The sequence below is a fragment of the Roseateles noduli genome (assembly GCF_050626985.1).
GTDB lineage: Bacteria > Pseudomonadota > Gammaproteobacteria > Burkholderiales > Burkholderiaceae_C > Roseateles > Roseateles noduli_A.
This window is the reverse complement of the sequence record NZ_CP192463.1, coordinates 1650118-1676513: the sequence shown is the minus strand read 5'-3', so window position 1 is coordinate 1676513 and position 26396 is coordinate 1650118. Positions and strand designations below refer to the sequence as shown.

At 70.7% G+C, this 26396-nt stretch carries 2 protein-coding genes; both read right to left on the bottom strand.

Annotated features, from left to right (window positions below):
- Positions 1-4: 4 nt before the first annotated feature.
- Complete coding sequence (locus ACQ4L4_RS07345) at positions 5-12307, bottom strand: amino acid adenylation domain-containing protein (RefSeq protein WP_431103572.1); 12303 nt, start codon at positions 12305-12307, stop codon at positions 5-7.
- Entirely contained in the window at positions 12308-26395 is a 14088-nt protein-coding gene (locus ACQ4L4_RS07340; RefSeq protein WP_431103571.1) for an amino acid adenylation domain-containing protein, read from the bottom strand.
- Position 26396 lies beyond the last annotated feature (1 nt).

Here is a 26396-nt window from a genome sequence, read left to right as displayed (position 1 = left end):
GATCTCACGAGACCACGGCGCCGATGGGGTGAGCCCCGCAGTGCCCGATCAGCTCGACCAGCTGCGCCCGGAAGCCCTGCGCCAACCCCTCCATCGTCTCCGGCCTGAACATCCGATCGCTGTAGGACCAGTTCATCGTCAACACGCCGTCCATCACCTGGCCGATCACCTCGATCCAGTTCGGCAGCGGGCCGTTCTCGTCGCGCGCCATGCCGCCGGAATCGCGGGCGCGCTGGAAGCCGGTGCCCTCCTTCAAGGTCTGGTCGAACTGCCCCAGGTAGTTGAACGCGATGCCCGGCCGCACCGCCGCCAGCGAGTCGCGCACCGCCGCGTCGGCGTGCAGGTAGCGCAGCGCGCCGAAACCGACGCCTCGGTTCGGTACCGCGCGCAGATGCGCGGACACCGCCGGGATCGCCTCTGCCCACGGCTGGCCGTGTCCGGTCAGGCGCACGGGATAGGCGCTCGTGAACCAACCCACCGTGCGGCTCAGGTCAAGGTCCGCGGCGTCGCCCTCGCGGCCGTGGCCCTCAAGCAGCACAAGCGCCTCCGGATGCCCGGTCCACGCGGACAGCGTGCGTCCCAGCGCGGTCAGCAGCAGCGCATCGATGCCGCTGTCGTAGGCGGCAGGCGCGACGCGGAGGAGTTGCTGCGTGAGCGCCGCGTCAAGCGACATCGACGCCGTGCGCCGGTCCTTGATCCAGCCGAGCGCCTCCGGGTCGTCGCGCGGGAGGTCAGGGATCGCGGCGATCTCGCGTTGCCAATGCGGCAGCTCGGCAGCCAACGCTTCTGACCTCGCCCACTGCTGCAGGTGCTCCGCCCACGCCTTGAACGGCGCGCTGCGGACCGGCAGCGTCGGCTCCGTGCCGGCCGCCAACGCCAGGTACAGCGACTGCAGATCCTCCAGCAGCACGCGCCAGGACACGCCGTCGATCGTCAGGTGATGCACCGCGATCAGCAGCCGTGCGCTGCCGTCAGCATGTCGCAGGTGAAGCATCCGCCAGAGCGGGCCCTGCGCAAGGTCCAAGCTGCGCTGCGCGAGGTCCGCCTCACGTCGGATGTCGTCCGGGCTGGCCACATCGCGTGTCCACAGGACCTCCACGGCATCCGCCGCCGAAGCATCCTCGTAGCGTTGCGTCCAGGTGCCATCCGCGTCCTGCTGGAAGCGCAGGCGCAGTCCGTCGTGATGCCGCGCGAGCAGCGTGATCACGCGCCGCAGCCGGTCCTCGTCGAGCCAGACCGGCGCCTGCAGCATCACCGATTGGTTGTAGTGGTGGCGTGCGGGAATGGGCTCGTCGAAGAACCAGCGCTGGATCGGCGTCAACGGGACGAGGCCTTCCGCAACGGCGTCGTCGGCCACGGCGGTGGCGGAGGCGGAACCCGCCTGCGTCAGCGACGCTCTGTCCGCCGTTGCCGTCGTTGCTGTTGCTGCTGCCGTTGCGGACGCCGAGGCCGTGGCTGCCGCCACCGCGACGGCGGCACTCAGCCCCTCGATCGTCTGGTGGCGGATCAGGTCGCGCAGTCGCAGTTCGAAGCCGAGCTTGGCGTTGCGCACCCGCGAGATCACCTGCAGGCTCAGGATGGAGTCGCCGCCCAGTTCAAAGAAGTTGTCGCCGATGCCGACCTGCTCGAGGCCCAGCACCTCCTGCCAGATCGCCGCCAGCCGGCGTTCGACCTCGTTGCGCGGAGCGCGATGGGCGCCGTCGGTGCTCGCGATCGGATCGGGCAGCGCGCTGCGGTCCAGCTTGCCGCTGATGAGTCGCGGCAGGCGCGGCAGGACCACCAGATGCGCCGGCGCCATGTGCTCCGGCAACTGCTCGGCGATCCGCTGGCGGATGCGCGGCAGCAGCGCCGCCTCTGTGACATCGGGCAGCGCGACGACGTAGGCCACGAGCTGCTTCCCGGAGGGGCTCTCGCGCGCGACGACCGCCGCCTCGAGCACGCCCGGCACCTCGCACAGGCAGGTCTCGATCTCGCCCAGCTCGATGCGGAAACCGCGGATCTTGACCTGGTGGTCGGCGCGGCCGATGTATTCGATGTTGCCGTCCGCCATCCAGCGGACCAGGTCACCGGTGCGGTACAGCCGGCCGCCGGAGGCGTCGAACGGATCGGCGACGAAGCGCTGCGCCGTCAGGCCCGCGCGGCCCAGGTAGCCGCGCGCCAGGCCGTAGCCGCCGATGTAGAGCTCGCCGACGACGCCCGCCGGAACCGGCTGCAGATCGGTGTCGAGCACATGGATCGCGCGGTCGCCCACCGGCCTGCCGATCGGGGCGTAGGCGCAGTCGAAGCTCTCGGTGGCGGCGGACTTCCAGATCAGCGGCGTGATCACGCACTCGGTCGGGCCGTAGCCGTTGATCATCGTGCGCGGGCGCAGGTGGCGGCAGACCTTGTCGTAGGCGGCCTTGGGCATGGCCTCGCCGCCGAAGACGTACAGCTCCACCGGTGGCGCGTCGCCCCGCATGCCGGCCCAATCGGCGATCTGGCCGAGGTAGGCCGGCGGGAACGCGGCGTTCGTCACCTCGTAGCGGTACATCGCCTCGCTGGTCTGCTCGGCGGTCCAGAGTTCGTTGTCGCGCAGCGCCAGGCCCGCGCCGATGCACAGCGGCGTCAGCCAGCGCTCATGCGCGCCGTCGAACGAGAACGACATGAAGTGCAGCTCGCACGAATCGGCACTCATGCCGTAGATCTCCGCCGTGGCCAGGCAGTGCATGGCCAGCGGACCGTGCGTCACCGCCACGCCTTTGGGCAGGCCGGTGGAGCCGGAGGTGTAGATCACATAGGCCAGGTGATCGGGATGGTCCGGCAGGTCGAGATTGGCGCTGTCGCCATCGGCGTCGCCATCCGCGTCGCAGGCAAGGCGCGCGCCATCGCGGCCCGGGAGGCCGGCCAGATCCTCCGGCGCATGGCCCTCCTCTTCCATCGTGACGACGGCCAGTCCGTCGATGACCGGCAGACGCGATCGCAGCGCACGCTGCGTCAGCAGCAGCGACGCGCCGCTGTCCCGCAGCATGAACGCCAGGCGGTCGGCGGGATAGGCCGGATCGAGCGGGACATAGGCCGCGCCGGCCTTCAGCACCGCGAGCAGGCCGACGATGCTGTCCAGCGAGCGCTCCAGCGCCACGCCGACACGCGCGTCGCGTGGCACGCCCAGGCGCACGAGGCGGCGCGCCAGCCGATTCGCGCGGGCATTGAGTTGCGCGTAGCTCAGTTCGTCGTCGCCGAACAGCAGCGCGATCGCTTCGCCGCGTTCTGCGGCCTGGCGCTCGATCAGGCGGTGCACCGGGACCGGACGCGGCGCGGCCAGACCGTCGCGGCTCCGCCCGAGTTCACACACCGTCGCGGTCGCGGTGTCGTCCAGCCAACTCAGCTCGCCGAGCGGCGCGGATGCGTCGGCGCTCATGCGGGCGAGCAGCGTCTCCATCTGCGCGCGCAGTTCCTCGACGAAGGCATCGTCGAAATCGCGGCGGCTGTAGCAGTACTCGATGACCAGCCGGTCGCCGGCCACCACCTGCAGGTCCATCGCATAACCGGTGAGGCCCTCGCCGCCGATCTCTGCGAACGCCAGGCCGTACTGGCTCAGCTGGCGCAAGGCGCGGTCGATCGGGGCGTTCTCGAAGACGATGATGCTGTCGAACAGTGGCCGGCCCGACGAACCCGCCCAGCGCTGCACGTCGGCCAGCGCGGCGTGCTCGTGGTCGCGCAACTGCAGGTTGGTGTCCTGCACCGCGCGCAGGTAGTCGCCGACGCGCTGGCCGGCGTCCCAGCGCACGGGCACCGGCACCGTGTTGATGAACAGGCCCAGCATCTCCTCGGCGCCCGGCAAGGTGGCGGGTCGGCCGGCCACGGTCGCGCCGAAGACGACGCGGTCGCGGCCCGTGTGCCGATGCAGCAGCACGGCCCATGCGGCTTGCACCAGCGTGTTCACGGTCACGCGCTCGCGCTGCGCGAAAGCCTGCAGCGATGCGGTGCCGTCGATGTCGAAGCGCGTGTACAACTTCTGGAAACCGGAACGGCCAGGCTCGGCGCGGGTGGACTCGGCCAGCAGCGTGGGCCCGTCCAGGTGCGCCAGCGCCGAGGTCCAGAACGCCTCGGGCGCGCCGGCGTCCTGGCGCTGCAGCCAGCGGACGAAGTCGCCGTACCGGGGCGGCTCGGCGGGCAGCGTCTCGCCGGCGTAGCAGCGCAGCCACTCGGCCATCAGGCGCGAATCGCTCCAGCCATCCGACAGCAGGTGATGGCGCGTCCACACCAGTTGATGACGGTCCTCGTCCAGCCGGAGCACGGCGACACGCGACAGCGGCGGGCGCAGCCAGTCGATGGGGCGCACGAGCTCAGCTCGGGCGAAGTCGGCGATGCGACGGGCCACCGCGGCCGGATCGCCTGAGCCGCCTGAGCCGGCCGAAGTGTCCGGTGCGGCCGGTGCGGCCGGTGCGGCTGATGAGTCGAGATCGCGCCAGTCGAGCCGTTCCATCACGGCCGACGCCTCGCGCAGCACCAACTGCAGCGGGCGCGCCATGCCGGGTTGCCAGAGAACCGCCGCGCGCAGCATCGCGTGACGGGCCACCATCACGCGCCAGGCGGCTTCAAGGCGATCAGGATCCAGATGGCGGACCTCGACGTTCAGCTGATTGACGTAGAGGCCGGAGTCCGGCGCCTCCACGGAATGCAGGAGCATGCCTTCCTGGGTCGGCACCAGCGGGTAAACGTCCTCGATCATCGAGGCGTCGATGCCAAGCGCGGCGATGGCCGCGTCGTCGAGGAAGTCGCTCAAGTGGCCGCGCGCGGCGGGCGCATCGGCGGTATGGCTGTTGCCACTGCCCGACGTGTCTTCCTCGACCAGACGCTCGGCCACCTCGCCCAGTCGCGCGACGGTCTGCAGCTCGAAGACCTGACGCGGCGTGATCCGCCAGCCCGCACGCCGCAGGCGCGAGATGATCTGCAGGCTGAGGATCGAATCGCCGCCCACTTCGAAGAAGTTGTCGTGACGGCCTACGCGCGTCACGTCCAGTACCTCCGCCCAGATGGCCGCGATGGCGAGTTCGACCTCGCCCTGCGGCGCTTCGTACTCGATGGCGGACGCGGCCTCCGGCTGCGGCAACGCCTTGCGGTCGACCTTGCCGCTGGGGTTCAGCGGCAGCGTGTCCAGCACGACGAAAACGGCGGGGACCATGTACTCGGGCAGCGCGCGGCCCAGCGCGTCGCGCAGGGTCGACACGTCGATCGAGCCGACGGCGCCAGCAATGCCAGCGGCGCCAGCGGCGCTATCAACGCTACCGACACCGGAAATGCCGGAGATCTCGACGCTTGCCGCATCGCCCATTCCGGGCGCGATCGTGGGCTTCGCGTGCGCTGACACGTACGCAATGAGCCGAGCACCCGTCGCTGCCGGCTGCGCGACGACCACGGCCTCGCGGATGCCCGGCTGAGCGAGCAACTGCGCTTCGATCTCGCCGAGCTCGATGCGGAAGCCGCGGATCTTGACCTGATGGTCGATACGGCCGAGGTAGTCGAGCTGACCGTCCGCGTTCCAACGCACCAGGTCGCCTGTGCGGTAGAGACGGCTTCCCGCCGAAGCACCCAGCACCCCACGAACACCACCCGTACCACGCATGCCATGCGTGACACCACACATGACATCGTCCGCGGTGTCGTTGGCCACCGTGGCCATCGGGTTGGCTACGAATCGTTCGGACGTCAGCGCAGCGCGACCGTGATAACCACGAGCCAAGCCGATGCCACCGAGGTAGAGCTCGCCCGGGACGCCGGGCGGGACCGGGTTGAGATCGCCGTCCAGCACCCACGTCGAGATGCCGGCGATCGGCGCGCCGATCGGCACCTGGCTGCGGCCGTCATCGCGGCACGTCCAATGCGTGACGTCGATGGCGGCCTCGGTGGGCCCGTAGAGATTGAACAGACCCGCCTGCGGAAGTCGCCGGAACACGCCAGCCTGCGCTTCCGCCGGCAGCGCTTCACCGCTGCACACGATGCGGCGCAGCGAGGTGCAGACCTCGACGCCGTCATGCGCCAGGAACGCTTGCAGCATCGAGGGGACGAAGTGGATCGTCGTGACCTGGTGTGCCTCGATCAGCGCCACCAGGCGTGCCGGATCGCGATGATCGCCCGGGCCTGCGATGGCCAGCCGGGCACCTTCGGCCAACGCCCAGAAGAGCTCCCACACCGATACGTCGAAGCTCAACGGCGTCTTCTGCAGCACCGTGTCCGAAGCATCGAGCGCATACGCCTGCTGCATCCACGCCAGGCGGTTGTGCAAAGCCACGTGGCGGTTCGCCGCGCCCTTCGGACGCCCCGTCGATCCGGACGTGTAGATCACGTAGGCGAGGTTCTCGCCGTGCAGCTCGACATCGGGGTTCACGGCTGACTGTTCCGAGACATCGATGGTGTCGATGTCGACGAAGCGGCGCCCTCCCCCGTCCGGCAACCGTGAGCGCAAGTGCGACTGGGTCAGCACCAGAGACACATCACTGTCCTCGAGCATGTAGGCCAGCCGGTCCGTCGGCAGCTCGGGATCGAGCGGCACGTAGGCGCCGCCGGCCTTCAGGATGGCCAGCACGCCGATCATCATGTCGAGCGAGCGCTCCACCGCCAGACCCACGCGCGCGTCGGCACGCACGCCCAGGGCGATCAGGCGATGCGCGAGCCGATTCGCGCGCAGGTTGAGCTCGCCGCGCGTCAACGCGGCGTCGCCGGACACCAGTGCCGGCGCATCGGGATCGATCGCCGCCTGACGCTCGATGAGGCGATGCATCGTCATCGCCCCCGAGAAGCCACCGTCAGCGTCGGTGTCGGTGTCGGCGTCGGCGTCGGCGTCGGCGTGATCGCAGCCAGAGCCAGAGCCAGAGCCAGAGCCAGAGCCAGAGCTGACCATGGCAACAGCCTTCGAGCCTTCGCTCCATCGCGCCAACGTCGCCATCTCGGCATCACCGAGCAACGGCAGCGCATGCAACGGTCGATCGCCGCCGGTCGCCAGCGCGTCGACGATCCCGCGCACGGCGGCCTCCAGGTAGCCGGCCATGCGCTCGGCGCGCACCGAGCGCTCGACCTGGAGCACCAGCTCGAAGACCTCACCGCGGTCGTTGACCGACAGCGTGAACGGATAGTTGGTGCGCTCCTTCGCCCCGACCAGCGTCATGCCCTCCCAGGTCGTCTCCGCGCCCACCGCGTCGTTTGCGTCGCTCGCGTCGTTTGCCTCATGCGTTCCATGCGCTTCATGCACGCCCCCGGAGCTTTCATCGCCTCGACGCGGGCCGCTGTGGCGATAGTTCAGCAGGCTGGAGAACAACGGCGTGCCACCCGGCAGCCCACTGCAGCGCTGCGCCAGCGACAGCGGCGCGTGCTCGTGATGCAGCAGGCCGGTCAGGCGCTCATGCGTCTCGCGCAGGCCTTGCGCGACGCTGCGGCCGCCGAGCCGCACCCGCAGCGGCAGCGTGTTGATGAACATCCCCATCGCGCGGTGCGCGTCCTCGCCGCCCTGCATGCGGCCGAAGAGCACCGTGCCGAAAACGACGTCGTCGCGCCCGGCGGTGCGCGCCAGCACCAGCGCCCACGCAAGGTGGAACAGCGTCGCCGCACTGACGCCCTGGCGCCGCGCCTGCTCACGCAGTGCCGTCGACAGCGTCGCGGGCAGCGTCAGTCGCGACTCCTCGTTGGCGCTGCCGTCCAGCCGCGCGTCCGCGAGCCCGAAGGGCGCGGTCAACTCGTCCACGTCGCCCAGTTGCGCGCGGAAGAAGGCCTCATGCGCGGCCGTGTCGATACCGCCTCGCGCCTGCGCGACGTAGCGGCGGTACGGAACCGGTTCAGGCAGTTCGGCCTGCCGGCCCTGGAGGATCAGCGCGATCTCCTCGATCATCAGCTTCTCAGCCGTGTGGTCGAGCGCCAGATGGTGGCTCGGCAACTGCAGCAGCCATTGCCCGGCCGGCGCATCGTGCACGGCGATCGCGCGCACCAGCGGCGCGCGGCGGACGTCGATGCGGAAGCTGCGGCGATCCACGTGCGCCGCCAGCCGCTCGGCCGCGAGACCCGCGGCGCGATCCGCCTCGTCGATCTCCAGCCACTCGAGCCGCAGCGGCGCCTCGCGGCAGACCACCTGGACCGGCGTCCGCAAGCCTTCCCACAGGACGGCGGTGCGCAGGATGTCGTGGCGCGCGATGACCTGATTCAAGGCGTCGATGAAGCGCAGCAGTCGCGGCTGCGAATCGAATCGCAGCAGCAGCGAAATGACGTAGGCGTCGCCCTGCTCCTGCATCAGGTGATGGAACAGCATCCCTTCCTGCAGCGGCGCGAGCGGATAGAGATCCTGGATGTTGCCGGCCCCACCGGGGATGGCGGATTCGATACGACGCAGTTCGTCCACGTCGAGGTCGATCAGCGGCAGCATGCCGGGCTCGATCGCGGCGCAGCCGGGAGGGATGGTGGCGGCGCTGTCGTCGATCGGCACGGTGTCCGACGACGACGCGCGGGCCGTCGCCACTGCGGCAGCGGCTGCGAAATCCGCCAGGCGCGGATGCAGGAACAGCTCGCGCATCTCGGAGTGCCAGCCGGCCTGCCGCATCCGCGCCTGCAGCTGGATCGCCAGCAGCGAATGACCGCCGAGTTCGAAGAAATTGTCCTGGCGACCGACGCGCTCGACGGCCAACAGGTCCGTCCAGATCGCGGCGATGGCGAGCTCGGCGTCACCTTGCGGCGCCTCATACTCGGCCGATGACGCGGCCTCCAGCTGCGGCAGCGCCTTGCGATCGACCTTGCCGCTGGGGTTCAGCGGCAGCGTGTCCAGCACGACGATGACGGCGGGGACCATGTACTCGGGCAGCGCGCGGGCCAGCGCCTCGCGCAGGATTGCCACGTCGATCCGCGCTTCAACCGGCTCTTCGAACGGCGCCGCGACCAGCGCCTCCACGGACTCGTCGGTCGACCCGGTGTGGCCAGCGGTCGTCGCATGCGCCGACACGTACGCGACGAGTCTTGCGCCCGCCGGCGCTTGCTGCGCCACGACGACGGCCTTGCGAACGCTCGGCTGCGCGAGCAACTGCGCTTCGATTTCGCCGAGCTCGATGCGGAAGCCGCGGATCTTGACCTGATGGTCGATGCGGCCGAGGTAGTCGAGTTGGCCGTCGGTGTTCCAGCGCACGAGGTCGCCTGTGCGATAGAGCCGGCTTCCTGCCGATGCACCCAGAACACCACGAGCACCACCCGCGCCACCCATGCCATGCGTAACACCACACATGCCCTCGTCCGCGGTGTCGTTGACCGCCGTGGCCATCGGGTTGGCGACGAATCGCTCGGACGTCAGGCCGGCGCGATCGTGATAGCCGCGCGCAAGCCCGATGCCGCCGAGGTACAGCTCGCCCGGGACGCCGGGCGGGACCGGGTTGAGGTCTCCATCCAGCACCCAGGTCGAGATGCCCGTGATCGGCGCGCCAATCGGCACCTGGCTGCGACCGTCGTCGCGGCACGTCCAATGCGTGACGTCGATGGCGGCCTCAGTCGGTCCGTACAGGTTGTAGAGGCTCGCCTTCGGAAGCCGCCGGAACACGCCGGCTTGCGCCTCCGCCGGCAGCGCTTCGCCGCTGCACACGATGCGGCGCAGCGAGGTGCAGACCTCGACGCCGTCGTGCGCCAGGAACGCCTGCAGCATCGACGGCACGAAGTGGATCGTCGTGACCTGATGGGCCTCGATGAGCGCCACCAGGCGCGCCGGGTCGCGATGATCGCCCGGGCCTGCGATGGCGAGGCGCGCGCCTTCGGCGAGCGCCCAGAACAGCTCCCACACCGACACGTCGAAGCTCAACGGGGTCTTCTGAAGCACGGTGTCCGAGGCATCGAGCGCGTACGCCTCCTGCATCCACGCCAGGCGGTTGTGCAGCGCCGCGTGGCGGTTGGCCGCGCCCTTCGGACGGCCGGTCGATCCCGACGTATAGATCACGTACGCGAGGTTCTCGCCGTGCAGCTCGACATCCGGATTCGCGTCAGCTCTCGTGTCTCGGTCTGCGTCCGGCCGGGCACTTAGTTCGATCGTGTCGATGTCGACGACGCTGAGTTCTTGCCCGACCGGCAGCCGTGAGCGCAGATGCGACTGCGTCAGCACCAGCGCCACGCCGCTGTCCTCGAGCATGTAGGCCAGCCGGTCCGCCGGCAGCTCGGGATCGAGCGGCACGTACGCGCCACCGGCCTTCAGGATGGCCAGCACGCCGACCATCATGTCGAGCGAGCGCTCCACCGCCAGCCCCACGCGCGAGTCCGGGCGAACGCCCAGCGCGATGAGGCGATGCGCCAGACGGTTCGCGCGGACATTGAGCTCACCGCGCGTCAACGACGAGGTTGCCGCCGACGCCGACGCCGATGCCGATGCCGATGCCGATGCCGATGATTTCGCGTCGCCGAACACCAGCGCGGGCGCCGTGGGATCCGCCGCAGCCAACCGCTCGATGCGCCGATGCACCGGCTCCGCCGCCGCGATCGGCGCGGTATTGACGCTGAGTTGCGCGAGCCGTTCTGCTTCCTCCGTCGACATCAGCGCGACATCGCCGACCGCGATCTCCGGCGTGTCGGCGATCGCCGCCAGCATCGCGGCGAAGTGGCCCGCCATGCGGTCGATGGCCGCGGGCTCGAAAAGCTCCGCCGCGTAGCTGAAGCTCGCGCGCACCGTGCCGTCGGCGTTCTCGGTGGTCGTCAGCATCAGCTCGAACTGCGCGGCCTGCTCGCCGGAGGCATACGGCGTGACCCTCAGCCCCGGCAGCACCGCCTCGCCCCGGGCCCCACCGCGGCCGTGGTTGAACATCACCTGGAACAGCGGATGCACGCCGAGCGAGCGCTCGGGCTGCAGCGCATCGACCAGTTGCTCGAACGGCAGGTCCTGATGCGCCTGCGCGCCGAGCGCGGCCTCCCGGGCCTGATCGAGCATCTGCCCCACCGTTCGGCGCCCCTCCACGCGATTGCTGAGCACCTGCGTGTTGACGAAGAAGCCGACGACCCCTTCGGTCTCCGGCCGCTGGCGATTGGCCACGGGCACGCCGACGCGGATGTCCGCCTGTCCGGCATGGCGGGCCAGCACCGCCTGGTAGCCGGCCAGCAGCGCCATGAACAGCGTGGCGCCGTGCTCCAGCGCCCGCTGTCGCAGCGCGCCCACCAGCGGCGCGGGCAGCGTCATCACATGCAGGGCGGCGCGATACCGCCCATCCGATCGTCGGGGGTGATCCACCGGGAGCTGCAGCACCGGCTGCTCGCCGCCCAGCCGGTCCTTCCAGTAGGTCAACTGCCGGTCCTTCTCGCCGGCCTCCAGCCAGTGGCGCTGCCATGCGGCGTAGTCCGCGTACTGGATCGGCAAGGCCGGCGCCGACGGCGTCTCGCCGCGCACCCGAGCACCGTACTGCGCGACGAATTCGTCGACGATCACCTTCATCGACCAGCCGTCCGACACGATGTGATGCATCACGACGACGAGGATGTGGCGCTCCGCGCTCTGCCGCAGCAAGGCCACGCGCAGCAGCGGTCCCGCGCCGAGGTCGAACGGGCGGTCCGCCAGACGCCGCGCCATCGCCCGCGTGCGCGCTTCCACGTGACCATCGACGTTGTTGCCATCGACGTCATTGCCACCAGCGCCGTTGCGATCGGCGCCGTTGGGTTCAGCCTTAGCGGCATCGGTTTCGACGCTATCGGCCTCAGCGCCGGCACTGGCACTGGCACTGGCACGGACATCGATCGTCTCGACGTGGAAACCAGTCTTCCCGGCTCCATGCACCCGCTGAGCCACCTGCCCCCGCTCATCCGCATGGAAGGTCGTGCGGAGCGACTCATGGCGCTCGATCAGCGCCTCGAAGCTGGCGCGCAACGCCGCCTCGTCGAGTGTTCCCTGCAGGATCAACGCGCCCGACAGGTGATACGCCGTGCTGCTCGGATCCAGCGTCCACAGGAACCACTGGCGCAACTGGGCGTGCGAGAGCGGCCGCGCGTCGAGGCGAGCAGCCTGGTCATCGCCGGAGGTCTCCATCACCGAAGATGCGTCCGCGACCATGGCACCGGCCGCCACGCGCGGCGCGGGCACGATCGGCAGCATCGCGAAGTCGATGCCCTGCGCCTTCAGCGCCTGCAGGAACCCGCGCTGCTTGTCCGCGGGAAGACGCGCGAAGCGCTCCGCCAGCGCCCGCTTGGGATCGGCGGGAGATGCGACCGCCGGGGCGGTCGCGCCTGAGGTCGATGGCGAGACCGCTGCCGGGCTCGACGATGCCGCCGCCGCTGGGGTCGACGGCGAGACCGCCGATGCGGTCGACGAGGCGTCGTTCTTGTCGATGATGCTCATTCAGTTCTCCCAGGTATCCAGCAGTGCCGCCATGCGATCCAGATCGCCGCGCTGCGCCGACGCCGTCGCGTCGACCTCGCGCTGCACCGCCGCGGCCGCGTCGGCCAGCGTCGGGCTCTCGAAGTACGCGCGCAGCGGCAGCTGCACGCCAAAGCGCCGCTGCACCTTCATCTGCAGTTTCAGCAGGGCCAGCGAATGCCCGCCCAGTTCAAAGAAGTTGTCGTCGCGACCGACGCGTTCCACGGCCAGCGTCTCCGCCCACAGCGCGGCCAGCGCCGTCTCGGTCTCGCCGCGCGGCGGCTCGTGCGCGCGGTCGATGTCGGCCTCGGGCGCCGGCAGCGCCTTGCGGTCGACCTTGCCGTTGGGGTTCAGCGGCAGCGCGTCCAGCACGATGAACAGCCCCGGCACCATGTGGTCCGGCAACACGCGCGCGAGGCCTTCCCGCAACGCGCGCGGCGCCAGGGCATGACCGGGCAGCGGCGACACATAGGCCACCAGCCGGGCGCCGGCCGCGCCGTCGGCGGCGACCGCCACCGCCTCGCGCACGCCGGGTTGCAGGCGCAGCTGCGATTCCACCTCGCCGAGCTCGATGCGGAAGCCGCGCACCTTCACCTGATGGTCGATGCGGCCGAGGTACTCGAGCTCGCCGCGCGCGTTCCAGCGCACCAGGTCGCCGGTGCGGTACATGCGCCCTCCGGTGCCAACGGACCGCTTGCCGATTCGATCGCCGAATGAAGCGTCGAATGGAACGACTGTTGGATCGCCGAATACATCGGCGAACGGATCGGCGACGAAGCGCTCGGCGCTCGCATCGGGCCGTCCGAGGTAGCCGCGCGCCAGACCGCCCGCCAGGTACAGTTCGCCCGGCACGCCGGGCGGGCACAGGTTCAGGTCGCCATCGAGCACGTAGGCGCTGCGGTCGCCCACCGGCTTGCCGATCGGCATGTAGGACGCGTCGGAGCGCTCGCCGGCCAGCGCGATTCCCACCGTCGGCGTGATCACCGTCTCGGTCGGACCGTAGCCGTTGATGATGCGCGGCGGCTTCAGCACGGCCTGCACGAGATCGAGGTTCGCGCGGGACATGGCCTCGCCGCCGACGGTGTAGGACCGGATCGGCAGCCGGCTCGCCGACTCGCCGAGCAGTTCGGCCATCTGCGTCAGGTAGCCCGGCGTGAAGCAGGCGATCGTGATGCCGTGGCGTTCGATCTCGGCGGCGGTCCGCTCCGCGGGCCACAGTTCCTGGTCGCGCGGCATCAGCGCCGCGCCGAAGGCCAGCGGCACCCAGGTGCGTTCATGCGCGCCGTCGAATGCGATCGACGCGAACTGCAGCTCGCGGTCCTCCGGCGTCATGCCGTAGACCTCCCCGATCGATTGCACGTGCATCGCCAGCGGCCCGTGCGTGACGGCCACGCCCTTCGGCCGCCCCGTGGAGCCCGACGTGTAGATCACGTAGGCCAGGTGCTCCGGGTGGAGTTCGACGGCGGGATCCGTGTCCGCGCCGGTGAAGGCGTCGCCGCCGTCCAGCGTCAGCACCTCAAGTCCGTCGTGGACCGGCAGCCGCGATGCGATCGTCTCCTGCGTCAGCAGCAGGCGCAGGCCGCTGTCCTCGACCATGTAGGCCAGACGCTCGGCCGGATAGCTCGGATCCAGCGGCACGTACGCGGCGCCGGCCTTCAGGATCGCCAGCAGGGCGACCACCATGTCCATCGACCGCTGCACCGCCAGACCGATGCGGTCCTCCGGTTGAACGCCCAGCGCGATCAGCCGATGCGCGAGGCGATTGGCCCGGGCGTTGAACTGCGCGTAGCTGAGCTGTTGATCGCCGGAGATCAAGGCGACCGCGTCGGGCCGTTCCGCGGCCTGGCGTTCGACCAGACGGGGCACCGGCGGCGTCCGGCCGTAGCGATGCTCGTTGAGGCCCCAGTCCTTCAACCGGGCGAGAGAGGCGGGATCCATCACGTCCAGCTCGCTCAACGTCTTCGCGGGACGGTGCGCCAGCGCGTCCACCAGGCTGCCTACCGCGGCCTGGATCAGCCTGCAGACATGGTCCGCATCCAGCGATTCGTGCACCTGCGCGACCAGGCCGAAGCCTTGTCCATCGTCGTCCACCGAGAGGCCGAACGGGTAGTTCGACCGCTCCTGGGCGGCGCCGATCTCCATGCCTTCCCAGGCGATCGAGGACGCATCGCGTCGGCGGCCCGCATGCCGGTAGTTGAGCAGCGCGGAGAACAAGGGCGTTCCGCCCGACATCCCGCTGCAGCGTTGCGCGAGCGACAGGCTCGCATGCTCGTGACGGAGCAGCGCGGAGAGCGCCGCATGGGCGTCGCGCAGACCATCCGCGACGGACTGCGTACCGACGCGCAGGCGCAGCGGCAGCGTGTTGATCGAAAGCCCCAGGGCGCGCTCAGCGCCGCCTTCGGCGCGCAGGCGGCCCAGCAGCACGGTGCCGAAGACGACGTCGGTGCGGCCCGTCGTGCGGCCCAGCACCAGCGCCCACGCGAGGTGGAACAGCGAGGCGACGCCGACGCCATGCCGGCGCGCCTGCCGACGGGCCTCGGCCGCCAGCGGAGCTGGAAGCGCATGACGTGCCTGCCGCAGGCGCGAGCCGTCACCGCGGACGTCGGCCACGCCGAACGGCGCGGTGGGCTCGGTGACATCGCGCAGCATGGCGTTGAAGAAGGCCTCGTGCTCGGCGCGGCTGATACCGAGGCGGGCCTGCGCCACGAAGCGGCGGAACGGCACCGGCTCCGGCAGCTCGGCTGTCCGGCCCTGCTGGATCAGCGTGATCTCCTCGACGACACCGGCCAGCGTGCTGTGGTCCGTCACCAGGTGATGGCTGGGGAGTTGCAGCAGCCAGCGTCCCTGCGCCGCGTCGAAGCCCGCGATCGCGCGGAGCAGCGGCGCGCGCCGCACGTCGATGCGGCAGCGGCCGGGGCGACCCATGGCCTCGAGCCGCACGGCCACCGCACCGTCCTCGGGCGACAGCCACTCGATGTCGAGACGCGCCTCGCGGCACACGACCTGCACCGGCTCCTCGAGACCTTCCCACAATACGGCGGTGCGCAGGATGTCGTGACGCTCGATGACGCGATTGAAGCTGTCGACGAAACGTCGCAGTCGCGCCTCGCTGTCGAAGCTGATCAGGTGGGCGGTGACGTAGGCGTCGGCGTCGGGTTGCAGCAGGTGGTGGAAGAGGATGCCTTCCTGCAGCGGAGCGAGCGGGTAGACGTCCTGGATGTTGGCGGCGCCGCCGGGGATGGCGGCTTCGATGCGGCGGGTCTCGTCGGGAGTCAAGGCGATCAGCGCCGCCCCGTCATCGATGGAGGCCGAAGTCGAAGTCGAAGTCGATGGGAAATCCGACTCCGACTCCGACTCCGACTCCGACGTCGACGTCGACGTCGATTGAGCCGACGTCGACACCGGTGACGCCGACTTCGGTGACGCCGACGACGCGATCGATTCGGCGAATGCCGCGAGTTCCGCGTGCAGGAAGATCTGACGGACCTCGGTGCGATGTCCCCGTGCGCGCAGGCGCTCCAGCACGCGCAGTGCCAGCAGCGAGTGGCCGCCCAGCGCGAAGAAGTTGTCGCGACGGCCGACGCGTTCGACGCCGAGGACCTCGGCCCAGATCGCGGCGACCGTCTCCTCGATCTCACCGCGCGGCGCTTCGTACTCGATGTCGGACACGGCCTCCGGCTGCGGCAGCGCCTTGCGATCGACCTTGCCGCTGGGGTTCAGCGGCAGCGTGTCCAGCACGACGATGACGGCGGGGACCATGTACTCGGGCAGCGCGCGGCCCAGCGCCTCGCGCAGGATCGACACGTCGATCGAGTCAGCGATGCCAGAGATGCCCGTGACGCCGGTGTTCTCGGCGCCAGCCCCATGGCCCATTCCGGGCGTGGTCGTGACCCTGGCGTGCGCCGACACGTACGCGACGAGTCTTGCGCCCGCCGGCGCTTGCTGCGCCACGACGACGGCCTCGCGAACGCCCGGCTGCGCGAGGAGCTGCGCCTCGATCTCGCCGAGCTCGATGCGGAAGCCACGGATCTTGACCTGATGGTCGATGCGGCCGAGGTAGTCGAGTTGACCGTCGGCGTTCCAGCGCACGAGGTCGCCTGTGCGGTAGAGACGGCTGCCTGCCGATGCACCCAGAACACCACGAGCACCACCCGCGCCACCCATGCCATGCGTGACACCACACATGCCATCGTCCGCGGTGTCGTTGGCCGCCGTGGCCATCGGGTTGGCGACGAATCGCTCGGACGTCAGGCCGGCGCGATCGTGATAGCCGCGCGCAAGCCCGATGCCGCCGAGGTACAGCTCGCCCGGGACGCCGGGCGGGACCGGGTTGAGGTCTCCATCCAGCACCCAGGTCGAGATGCCCGTGATCGGCGCGCCAATCGGCACCTGGCTGCGACCGTCGTCGCGACACGTCCAATGTGTGACGTCGATGGCGGCCTCGGTCGGGCCGTACAGGTTGTAGAGGCTCGCATTCGGAAGCCGCCTGAACACGCCGGCTTGCGCCTCCGCCGGCAGCGCTTCGCCGCTGCACACGATGCGCCGAAGCGAGGTGCAGACCTCAACGCCGTCGTGCGCCAGGAACGCCTGCAGCATCGACGGCACGAAGTGGATCGTCGTGACCTCGTGGGCTTCGATGAGCGCCACCAGGCGCGCCGGCTCGCGATGATCGCCCGGGCCTGCGATGGCGAGGCGCGCGCCTTCGGCCAACGCCCAGAAGAGCTCCCACACCGACACGTCGAAGCTCAACGGGGTCTTCTGAAGCACGGTGTCGGAGGCATCGAGCGCGTACGCCTCCTGCATCCACGCCAGGCGGTTGTGCAGCGCCGCGTGTCGGTTGGCCGCGCCCTTCGGACGGCCGGTCGATCCCGACGTGTAGATCACGTAAGCCAGGTTCTCGCCGTGCAGCTCGACGTCCGGATTCGCGTCAGCTCTCGTGTCTCGGTCTGCGTCCGGCCGGGCACTTAGTTCGATCGTGTCGATGTCGACGACGCTGAGTTCTTGCCCGACCGGCAGCCGTGAGCGCAGATGCGACTGCGTCAGCACCAGCGCCACGCCGCTGTCCTCGAGCATGTAGGCCAGCCGGTCCGCCGGCAGCTCGGGATCGAGCGGCACGTACGCGCCACCGGCCTTCAGGATGGCGAGCACGCCGACCATCATGTCGAGCGAGCGCTCCACCGCCAGACCCACGCGCGAGTCCGGGCGAACGCCCAGCGCGATGAGGCGATGCGCCAGACGGTTCGCGCGGACGTTGAGTTCACCGCGCGTCAACGACGATGTTTCAGCCGACGCCGATGACACCGATGACACCGATGTCGATGGGGTCGCCGATGACGATGACGATGACGATGACGATGACGATGACGACGACGACGACGACGAGGCCGCGTCGCCGAAAACCAGCGCGGGCGCCGTGGGATCCGCCGCAGCCAACCGCTCGATGCGCCGATGTACGGGCTCCGCCGCGGCGACCGGCTCGGTGTTGACGCTGAGCTGCGCGAGCCAGTCCGATTCGACCGTCGACATCAACGCCACATCGCCGACGGCGATCTGCGGCGTGTCGGCGATCGCCGTCAGCATCGCGGCGAAGTGGCCCGCCATGCGCTCGATGGCCGCGGGCTCGAACAGCTCCGCCGCGTAGCTGAAGCTCGCGCGGACGCTGCCGTCCTCCAGCTCCGTCGTGTGCAGCGCAAGCTCGAACTGCGCCGCGCGTTCCGCGACTTCCACCGGCTCGATAGCCAGTCCGGACAATTGCCGCGCAGACAGATCCTGGCCGCGCTGGTGGTTGAACAGCACCTGGAACAGCGGATGAACCCCCAACGAGCGCTCCGGCTGGAGCGCCTCGACCAGTTGCTCGAAGGGCAGATCGGGATTCGCCTGCGCGCCGATCGCCGCCTCGCGCGCCTGCGCCAGCACCTGCGTGAGCGGCAGCCGCGTGGCGATGCGGTTGTCCAGCACCTGCGTGTTGACGAAGAAGCCCACCACCGGCGCGATCTCGGGCCGGTCGCGGTTGGCGATGGGCACGCCGACGCGGATGTCCGTCTGGCCCGTCCACCGGGCCAGGACGGCCTGGAAGCCGGCCAGCAGCACCATGAACGGCGTCGCGCCCGCGTCCCGCGCGCTCTGTCGCAGACGCCCCGCCAATGCCGGCGGCAGCGCGAGCGTGTGCCGCGCCGCGCGGTACCGGCCGTCGGCGCGGCGCGGATGATCGGTCGGCATCTGCAGCACCGGCTGCTCGCCGCCGAGCCTTCCCAACCAGTGATCGAGCTGCCGCTGCTGCTCGCCGTCGACCATGCGATGACGCTGCCACGCGGCGTAGTCCGCGTACTGGATCGGCCACGGGACCAGCATCGACTGCTCGCCGCGCAGCGCGGCCTCGTAGTCGGCCAGGACTTCGTCCACGACGATGCGCATCGATCCGCCATCGGACACGATGTGGTGCATCACCACCACCAGCAGATGGCGGTCCGCGTCCTGCCGCTGCAGCCCGACGCGGATCAGCGGTCCCGCGCTGAGGTCGAACGGCGTGTCGACAAGCCGCCGCGCCTGCGCATCGTCCGAGAGCTCCGTCAGCGCAATCACTGCTTCGCCCGGACCTCGGACGCGTTGCATCACCGCGCCGTCCGGCGATGCGTGGAAGGTCGTCCGCAGCGATTCATGCCGGCGGACGAGCGCCTCGAAGCTCGCGCGCAGGGCCGACACGTCCAGCAAGCCGCGCAGCGTCAGCGCGCCGGCGATGTGATACGCGGTGCTCGTGGGATCGAGCTGCCAGAGGAACCACTGACGCTCCTGCGCGAAGGAAGCCAGCATCGCGGCAGACCGATCGGCGGCCGACAGCGCCGTGATGGCCCGGCGCGAAGCCAGCCCGTTGCCGCTGCGCGCCTGACCGTCCATCTCCGCTCGGGTGCCAGCGTCCGTTCCCGCTTCTCGCACTGCCTCAGCCTCAGCCGCCGCCACCGCCTCTTCGCCGGCCTCGGCCACCGCCAGCAGGTCCACGATTCGCGCAAGCGCGGCCGCGGTCGGGTGCTCGAACACCTCCCGCGGCGACAGCCGCCAGCCCCGACGGTGAGCCAGCGAGATCAGCTTCAAGCTCAGGATCGAATCCCCGCCGAGCGCGAAGAAGTGATCGTCGCGCCCGACTCGCGACACGCCGAGAACGTCGGCGAAGAGCGCCGCGACGGCCGCTTCGGTGTCGCCGCGAGGTGCCTCGTAGGCACCCACCGAGTCGAGCTCGGGGTCGGGCAGCGCGCGCCGGTCGACCTTGCCGTTCGGGTTGAGCGGCAACGCGTCCAGCACGACCACCAAGCTCGGCACCATGTAGTCAGGCAGTACCGCGGCCGCTCGCTCGCGCACGCTTTCCATGTTTTCAGCGTCGAGCACGTGGCCGGCCCGTGCCACGACGTAGGCCACCAGCCGTGTGCCGGACGGTCCCGGCGCGGCGACGGCCACCGCCTCGCGCACGGCGGGCTGCGAGGTCAATGCGGCCTCGACCTCGCCGAGCTCGATGCGGAAGCCGCGCACCTTGACCTGATGGTCGACGCGGCCGAGGTACTCGAGCTCGCCGTCGGCACTCCAGCGCACCAGATCGCCGGTGCGGTACATGCGGGCGCCCGGTGCGCCGAACGGATCGGCGACGAAGCGCTCGGCGGTCTGGCCGCCGCGATCGAGGTAGCCGCGCGCCAGACCGGTGCCGCCGAGGTAGAGCTCGCCCGGCACGCCGGGCGGGCAAGGCGACAGGTGGCTGTCGAGCACCCAGGCGGCGCGATCACCGACGGGATGGCCGATCGGCGCGACCGGCCGGTCGCCCAGGCGTGCGATGTCGGCCGCGGGGACGCGCCACGCGCACGGCGTGATGACGGCCTCCGTCGGTCCGTAGGAGTTCACCAGCCGCTGCGGCACGAAGGCATCACGCGCCGCGCGCAGGTCGGCGGCGGGCCAGGCCTCGCCGCCGGCGATGCACAGCCGCACGGGCAGACCGCCGCCCGCGTGCTCGGCCGCCAGTTGGCGCAGGTAGGCCGGCGGCAGGTGGATGGCGGTCACGCCGTCGCGACGGATCGTGCGCGCGACCTCGGCGGTCGACCAACCGTCCTGCGGCAGCAGCACGACCGCCGCGCCCTGGATCAGCGGCGCCATCCACTGCGAACCGGCCGCGTCGAAACTGATCGACGCGAACTGCAGCATGCGGTCGTCCGCCTGGAGACCGAAGCGCTCCACCACCGCTTGCAGGTGCATGGCGAGCGGTCCGTGCGCCACCGCCACGCCCTTGGGTCGGCCGGTCGATCCGGACGTGTAGATCACATAGGCCAGATGGTCGGGCGACAGCGTCACCCGGGGCGGCGAGGTCCACGCCGACGCCGCCGGGTCGACGTGCGTGGAGTCGACCCGCGTGGAGTCGATGCGCGCCGGGTCGATGCGCGCCGACTTCGCCTCCGGATGGAGCGCCGGATCGAGACTCGACAGGCGCTCGAGCGTGCCGTCAGGCGCCGACTCGATCGCTTCGATGCGCAGCGCCGTGAGACCGTCGCGCAACGGCAGGCGCGCCGCCGTCGCATCGCTGGTGAGCAGCAGCGTGATCCCGCTGTCCGCCATCATGTGCTGCAGTCGCTCGGCCGGATACGCAGGATCCAAGGGCACGTAGGCGCCGCCGGCCTTGAGGATTGCGAGCAGTCCCACCACCATCTCCACCGACCTCGGGACGGCGAGCCCGACTCGAGATTCGGGCCGGACACCGTGTGCGATGAGTTGATGCGCCAGGCGATTCGCCCGCGCGTCCAACCGGGCGTAGCTGATCCGCTGTCCGTCGGCGATCAGCGCGATCGCACCGGGCCGTTCGGCCGCGCGGCGCTCGAAGAGCCTTGGCATCGGCAGCCGCTCTGGATGCAGGCCGAACCGGCCTTCTGTCGCATCCGAGCTGTCGCTCGCGTCAATGCCAACACCCGCACCCGCACCCGCACCCGCATCCGCATCCGCATCCGCATCCGCACCCGTGCCCGCACCTGTGCCCGTGCCCGCACCTGTGCCCGTGCCCGTGCCTGTGCCCGTGCCCGTGCCTGTGGCGGTGCCTGTGGCGGTGCCCATCGCAATGCCACCGGCCCCCGTGGCCCACGCGCGCCATTGCGCGAGCGCTGCCGGCTCGATGCCGCCGAGCTCGCACAGCGGCCGTTCCGGCTGCTCCGCGAGCGCACGCGTGATGTCCTCGACTGCCGCCAGCACGGACGCGGCGATGCGGTCCGGATCCAGCGACCGATGCACCTGCGCCACCAGCCCGAAGCCGTCGCCGAAGTCGTCGACGGACAGCGCGAACGGGTAGTTCGTGCGCTCCTCGCCGTCGAGCAGCCGCACGCCTTCGCCCAGCTGTGCGCCGACCGGCAGCCGGCGGCTGTGACGATAGTTCAACAGCGCAGAGAACAACGGCGTCCCGCCCGGCAGTCCGCTGCAGCGCTGCGCCAGCGACAGCGGCGCGTGCTCGTGCCGGAGCAGGTCCGCCAGCGCGGCGTGCGCGCGGCGCAGGCTCGCGGCGACGCCATGCGCGCCCACACGCAGGCGCAGCGGCAGCGTGTTGATGAACAGACCCAGCGCGCGGCTCGCGTCCTGTCCGGCCTGCATGCGGCCCAGCAGCACGGTGCCGAAGACGACATCGTCGCGACCGGTCGCGCGTGCCAGCACCAGCGACCACGCGAGGTGGAACACGGCGGAAGCGCCGACGCCATGGCGCTGCGCCTGGCGCCGGACGGCGGCCGCCAGTTCATCCTCCAAATTCAGCCGAGACTCGCCCACGCCGGACCCGTCGCCCAACACGTCGACCAGCCCGTAGGGCGCCGTCGGTTCGACGACATCGCCCAGCAGGCCGGAGAAGAAGGCCTCGTGCTCGTCACGGCCAAGGCCGAGCCGCGCGCGGGCGACCAGGTTGCGGAACGGGATCGGCTCCGGCAGCTCGGCATCGGCACCGCGCTGCATCAGGCCGATCTCCTCGACGATCCGCTCTAGCGTCGTGTGATCGGACACCAGGTGGTGGCGCGACAGCTGCAGCAGCCAGGGGCCTCCACCGCTTGCGTCGAGCGCTGGCGTCCATTTCCCCGCAGCCGTCCCCGCAGCTGTGTCGGCTGCTGTGTCCACAAGCGCATCCTCGGGCGCACCCGCAGGCGCGTCCGCAGTCAAGGCCTGCACCGCCGTCGCGCGGATCATCGGCGCCGTGCGCACGTCGATGCGCAGGCGGCTGCGATGCACATGGTCCCGCAGCCGCTGGGCAGCGTGCGCCGTCGGCGCGGCGCCCTCCCCGTCCAGCCACTGCAGCGCGAGCGGCGCTGCGCGCTGCACGATCTGCACCGGGTCCCGCAGTCCTTCCCACGCGATCGATGTCCGCAGGATGTCGTGGCGTGCAATCACCGCGTCCAGATGCGCGACGAAGCGCTCCAGGCGCTCGCGGCTGTCGAAGGCTAGCCCGCGCGAGGTCACATAGGCATCGCCCTGCGCCTGCATCAGGTGGTGGAACAGGATGCCTTCCTGCAGCGGCGCCAGCGGATAGATGTCCTGGATGTTGGCGGCGCCGCCCGGCACCGCGGCCTCGATGCGCCGGAGCTCCTCCGGCGTGAGCGCCACCAGCGGCAGCATGGCCGGCTCGATGGCGGTGCAGCCGTCAGGAATGGCGTTCGGTGGAACGACGACCTCCGCCTCATCGGCGCTGCTCGCGATGGCGCGCGCGAAGTCGTCCAGGCGGGGATGCTCGAACACCTGACGCACCTGCGCGTGGTGCCCCTCGCGGCGCAGCCGTTCGATCAGGCGCAGCGCCAGCAGCGAATGGCCGCCCAGCTCGAAGAAGTGGTCGCGCCGGCCGATGCGCGCCGCGCCAAGTACTTCGGCCCAGGCCGCGGCGACCGCGGTCTCGACCGGACCGTCCGGCGGCTCGTGGTCGCCGGAACCGGCGGTCTCCACGTCCGGCAGCGCGCGGCGATCGACCTTGCCGTTGGGCGTGAGCGGCAGCGCGTCCATCACGACGAAGGCCGCGGGCAGCATCGCATCCGTCAGTACGCGGGAGAGGCGCTCGCGCAGCGCGGCGACATCGGGCGCGACGCCCTCGCGCCCGGTGACGTGCGCCACCAGCCGCGTGCCGCCCAGGCCCTCCTGGGCCGTGACGACGGCCTCGCCGATGGCGGGATCCGCACGCAACTGCGCCTCTACCTCGCCGAGCTCGACGCGGAAGCCGCGCACCTTCACCTGGTGGTCGACGCGCCCCAGATACTCCAGTTGACCGTCCGCCGTCCACCGCACCAGATCGCCGGTGCGGTACATCCGCCCGCCAAGGGCGTCGAACGGATCGGCGACGAAGCGCTCCGCCGTCTGGCCGGGCCGGTGGTGGTAACCGCGTGCCAGGCCGTGCCCCGCGACATACAGCTCGCCGGGCAGGCCGGGCGGCAGCGGCTGCAGGTCCGCGTCCAGCACGCGCATCGCGCTGCCCGGCAGCGGGCGACCGATCGGCAGCGTCGCCGCCGATCGGTCCGCCTGCGCCGCATCCTGCGTCAGCGTGCCGACGGTGGTTTCCGTCGGCCCGTAGTGGTTGAACACGCGCAGGTCCGGCCGCAGCGACCGGATGCGCTCCAGCAGCGCCCACGGCGTCGCCTCACCGCCCAGCACCAGCCGGCGACGAGGCAGAACCTCGGCCGCGTCCCGCGCGCCCATCAGCGCCTGCAGGTGGCTCGGGGTGATCTTCAGCACGTCGATCGCATGGCGCCGCATCAGGGCCGCGAAGCCGTCCGGATCGAAGGCCCGCGCCGCGGAGACCAGGTGCAGCGTCTTCCCGGCGCAGAGCGCGCCGAAGAGCACGGTGTGCCCCAGGTCCGCCGCGACGGTCGACACCATGGCCATGCTGGTCACGCCGCTGACGGCGCTCTGGGTGCAGGCTCGGGTGCCGGCCGCGGCTTCGGTCTTTCCGCCTGCCGTCAGCGCGCCGTCGTTGTCGCCCTGCGCCAGACTCTCGATGCCGAGGCGCTGCAGTACACCGTCCACGTAATTCGCCAGCGCGCCGTGGCTGACGACCACGCCCTTGGGGCGTCCTGTCGAACCGGAGGTGTAGATCAGGTACGCCGCCTGGCTCGCATGCACGGGCACGATGCGATCGGATTCACCGCGCTCGACGATGTTGTCGTTCGTATCGATCACATCGATCGCGTCGATCGCGTCATTCGCGTCATTCGCGTCGGCCGTGTCGATCGCCTCGACCTCATCCGCGGGAAGCGCCATGATCTCGACGCCGTCGGTCCACGCGGGATCGGCGTCGCCGATCACCAGCATCGCGCCGCTGTCGCGCAGCTGGAACGCACGCCGCTCCTCGGGCAGCGCCGGATCCAGCGGTACCACCGCCGCGCCGGCACGCATCACGCCGAGCATCGCGACCACCATCTCGATCGAGCGCTCGAAGGCCAGACCCACGCGCGCGTCGGCGCCGATGCCGCGCTCGCGCAGCAGTGAAGCCAATCGGTCGGCACGGCGATCCAGCGCAGACCAGGTCAGCGACGCTTCCTCATGAACCAATGCGATCTCATCGGGCTGGCGGCGCGCGTGTTGGCGCACCCGCTCGTGCACCGGCACGATGGCAGGCATGGGCGCACGTGCCGTCGCCATCGTGTCGCGGCGCTCACCCGTGCCCCAGTCGCTCAGCCGCCGCAGGTCGTCGGCGTCGGCCAGGCTGATCGATCCCACCACCCGGTCCGGCTCGCGCAGCACGGCCTCGAGCATCGCCACGCATCCGCGGATCAGGCGACGCGCGGTCGCAGGGCCGAACAGGTCCGTGTTGTAGGCCAGCCGGCCGCCGGTCCGCGCGGCGCCGACCTGGAAGTTCATCGACAGGTCGAACTTGGCGTTGACGTCGCCCTGCTCGACGAACTCGACGGCCACGCCGTCGAAGGACAGGGTCGGGAGATCGCCCATCTGGACGCCGAACAGCACCTGGAACAGCGGCGAGCGCGCCGGATCACGGCGCTCGCCGCGCTGGGCGAGCAGCAGGTCCAGCGGCAGGTCGGGATGGGACATCGCGGCCAGCGCGTCGCCGCGGATCTGGCGGCACAGCTGGCGCAGCGTCTGTCCGGACGACAGCCGGGCCCGATAGACATGGGTGTTGACGAAGAAGCCGATCAGGCCGAAGACGTCCTCGTCCTGGCGTCCCGCGTGCGGCACGCCGACGGCGAACTCGGACTGGCGCGCGAAACGCGCGAGCAGCAGTTGCCAGGCCGCGAACAGGGCGACGAAAGGCGTGCAGCGCTCGGCGCGGCAGAACTGCCGCAGTGCGGCGTCCAGCGCCGGTTCGAGATCGAAGGCGATCGACGTCCCCCGGAAGGTCGGCATCGCCGGTCGCGGGGCATCGGTCGGCAGCTCAAGGACCGGGACCTCGGGTCCGAGATGCGTGTTCCAGTGCGCGAGCGCGCGATCGAACGCGCCGCGCGCCATCGCGGCGCGCTGGCGCACCGCGTGGTCGGCGTACTGCAGCGGCAGTTCCGGCAGTCGGACCGGTCCGGATTGCTTCAGCGCCGGCGCGTAGGCGGTCGACAGGTCGGCGGCGAAGACCGGATTCGACCAGGCGTCCGACACGATGTGATGCAGGCACAGCGCGAGGACGTGCTCCTCGTCCCCGAGCCGGATCAGCCGCGCCACCATCGCCGGCGCCGCGCCCAGATCGAAGACGTGGTTCAGCGTGGCCTCGACTTCGCGCGCGAGCGCGGCCTCGCGGGCTGGTGCCGGCTCGCGCGACAGGTCCACCTGGTCGAGCAGGAACGGCACGCTGGCCTGCGCCACCGCCATCGGCACGCCGTCGCGCTCGAAGAAGCGCGTGCGCAGGATCGAGTGGCGGGCGATCACTGCGTCGAAGGCGCGCTGCAGCGCCTCGATGCGCAACGGCCCGCGGAGCCGCATCACGCGCGGCAGGTTGTAGGCGGTCATCCGCTCGCCGAGTCGCTGCAGGATCCACAGCGGCTCCTGCGTGAACGACAGCCGGACCGCGTCGCCGTCGGCCACGCGGAGGTGCTTGGAATGGGCGGACGCGCTCAGGTCGTCCCCGGCGGGCACGGGCGGAAGGGTCATG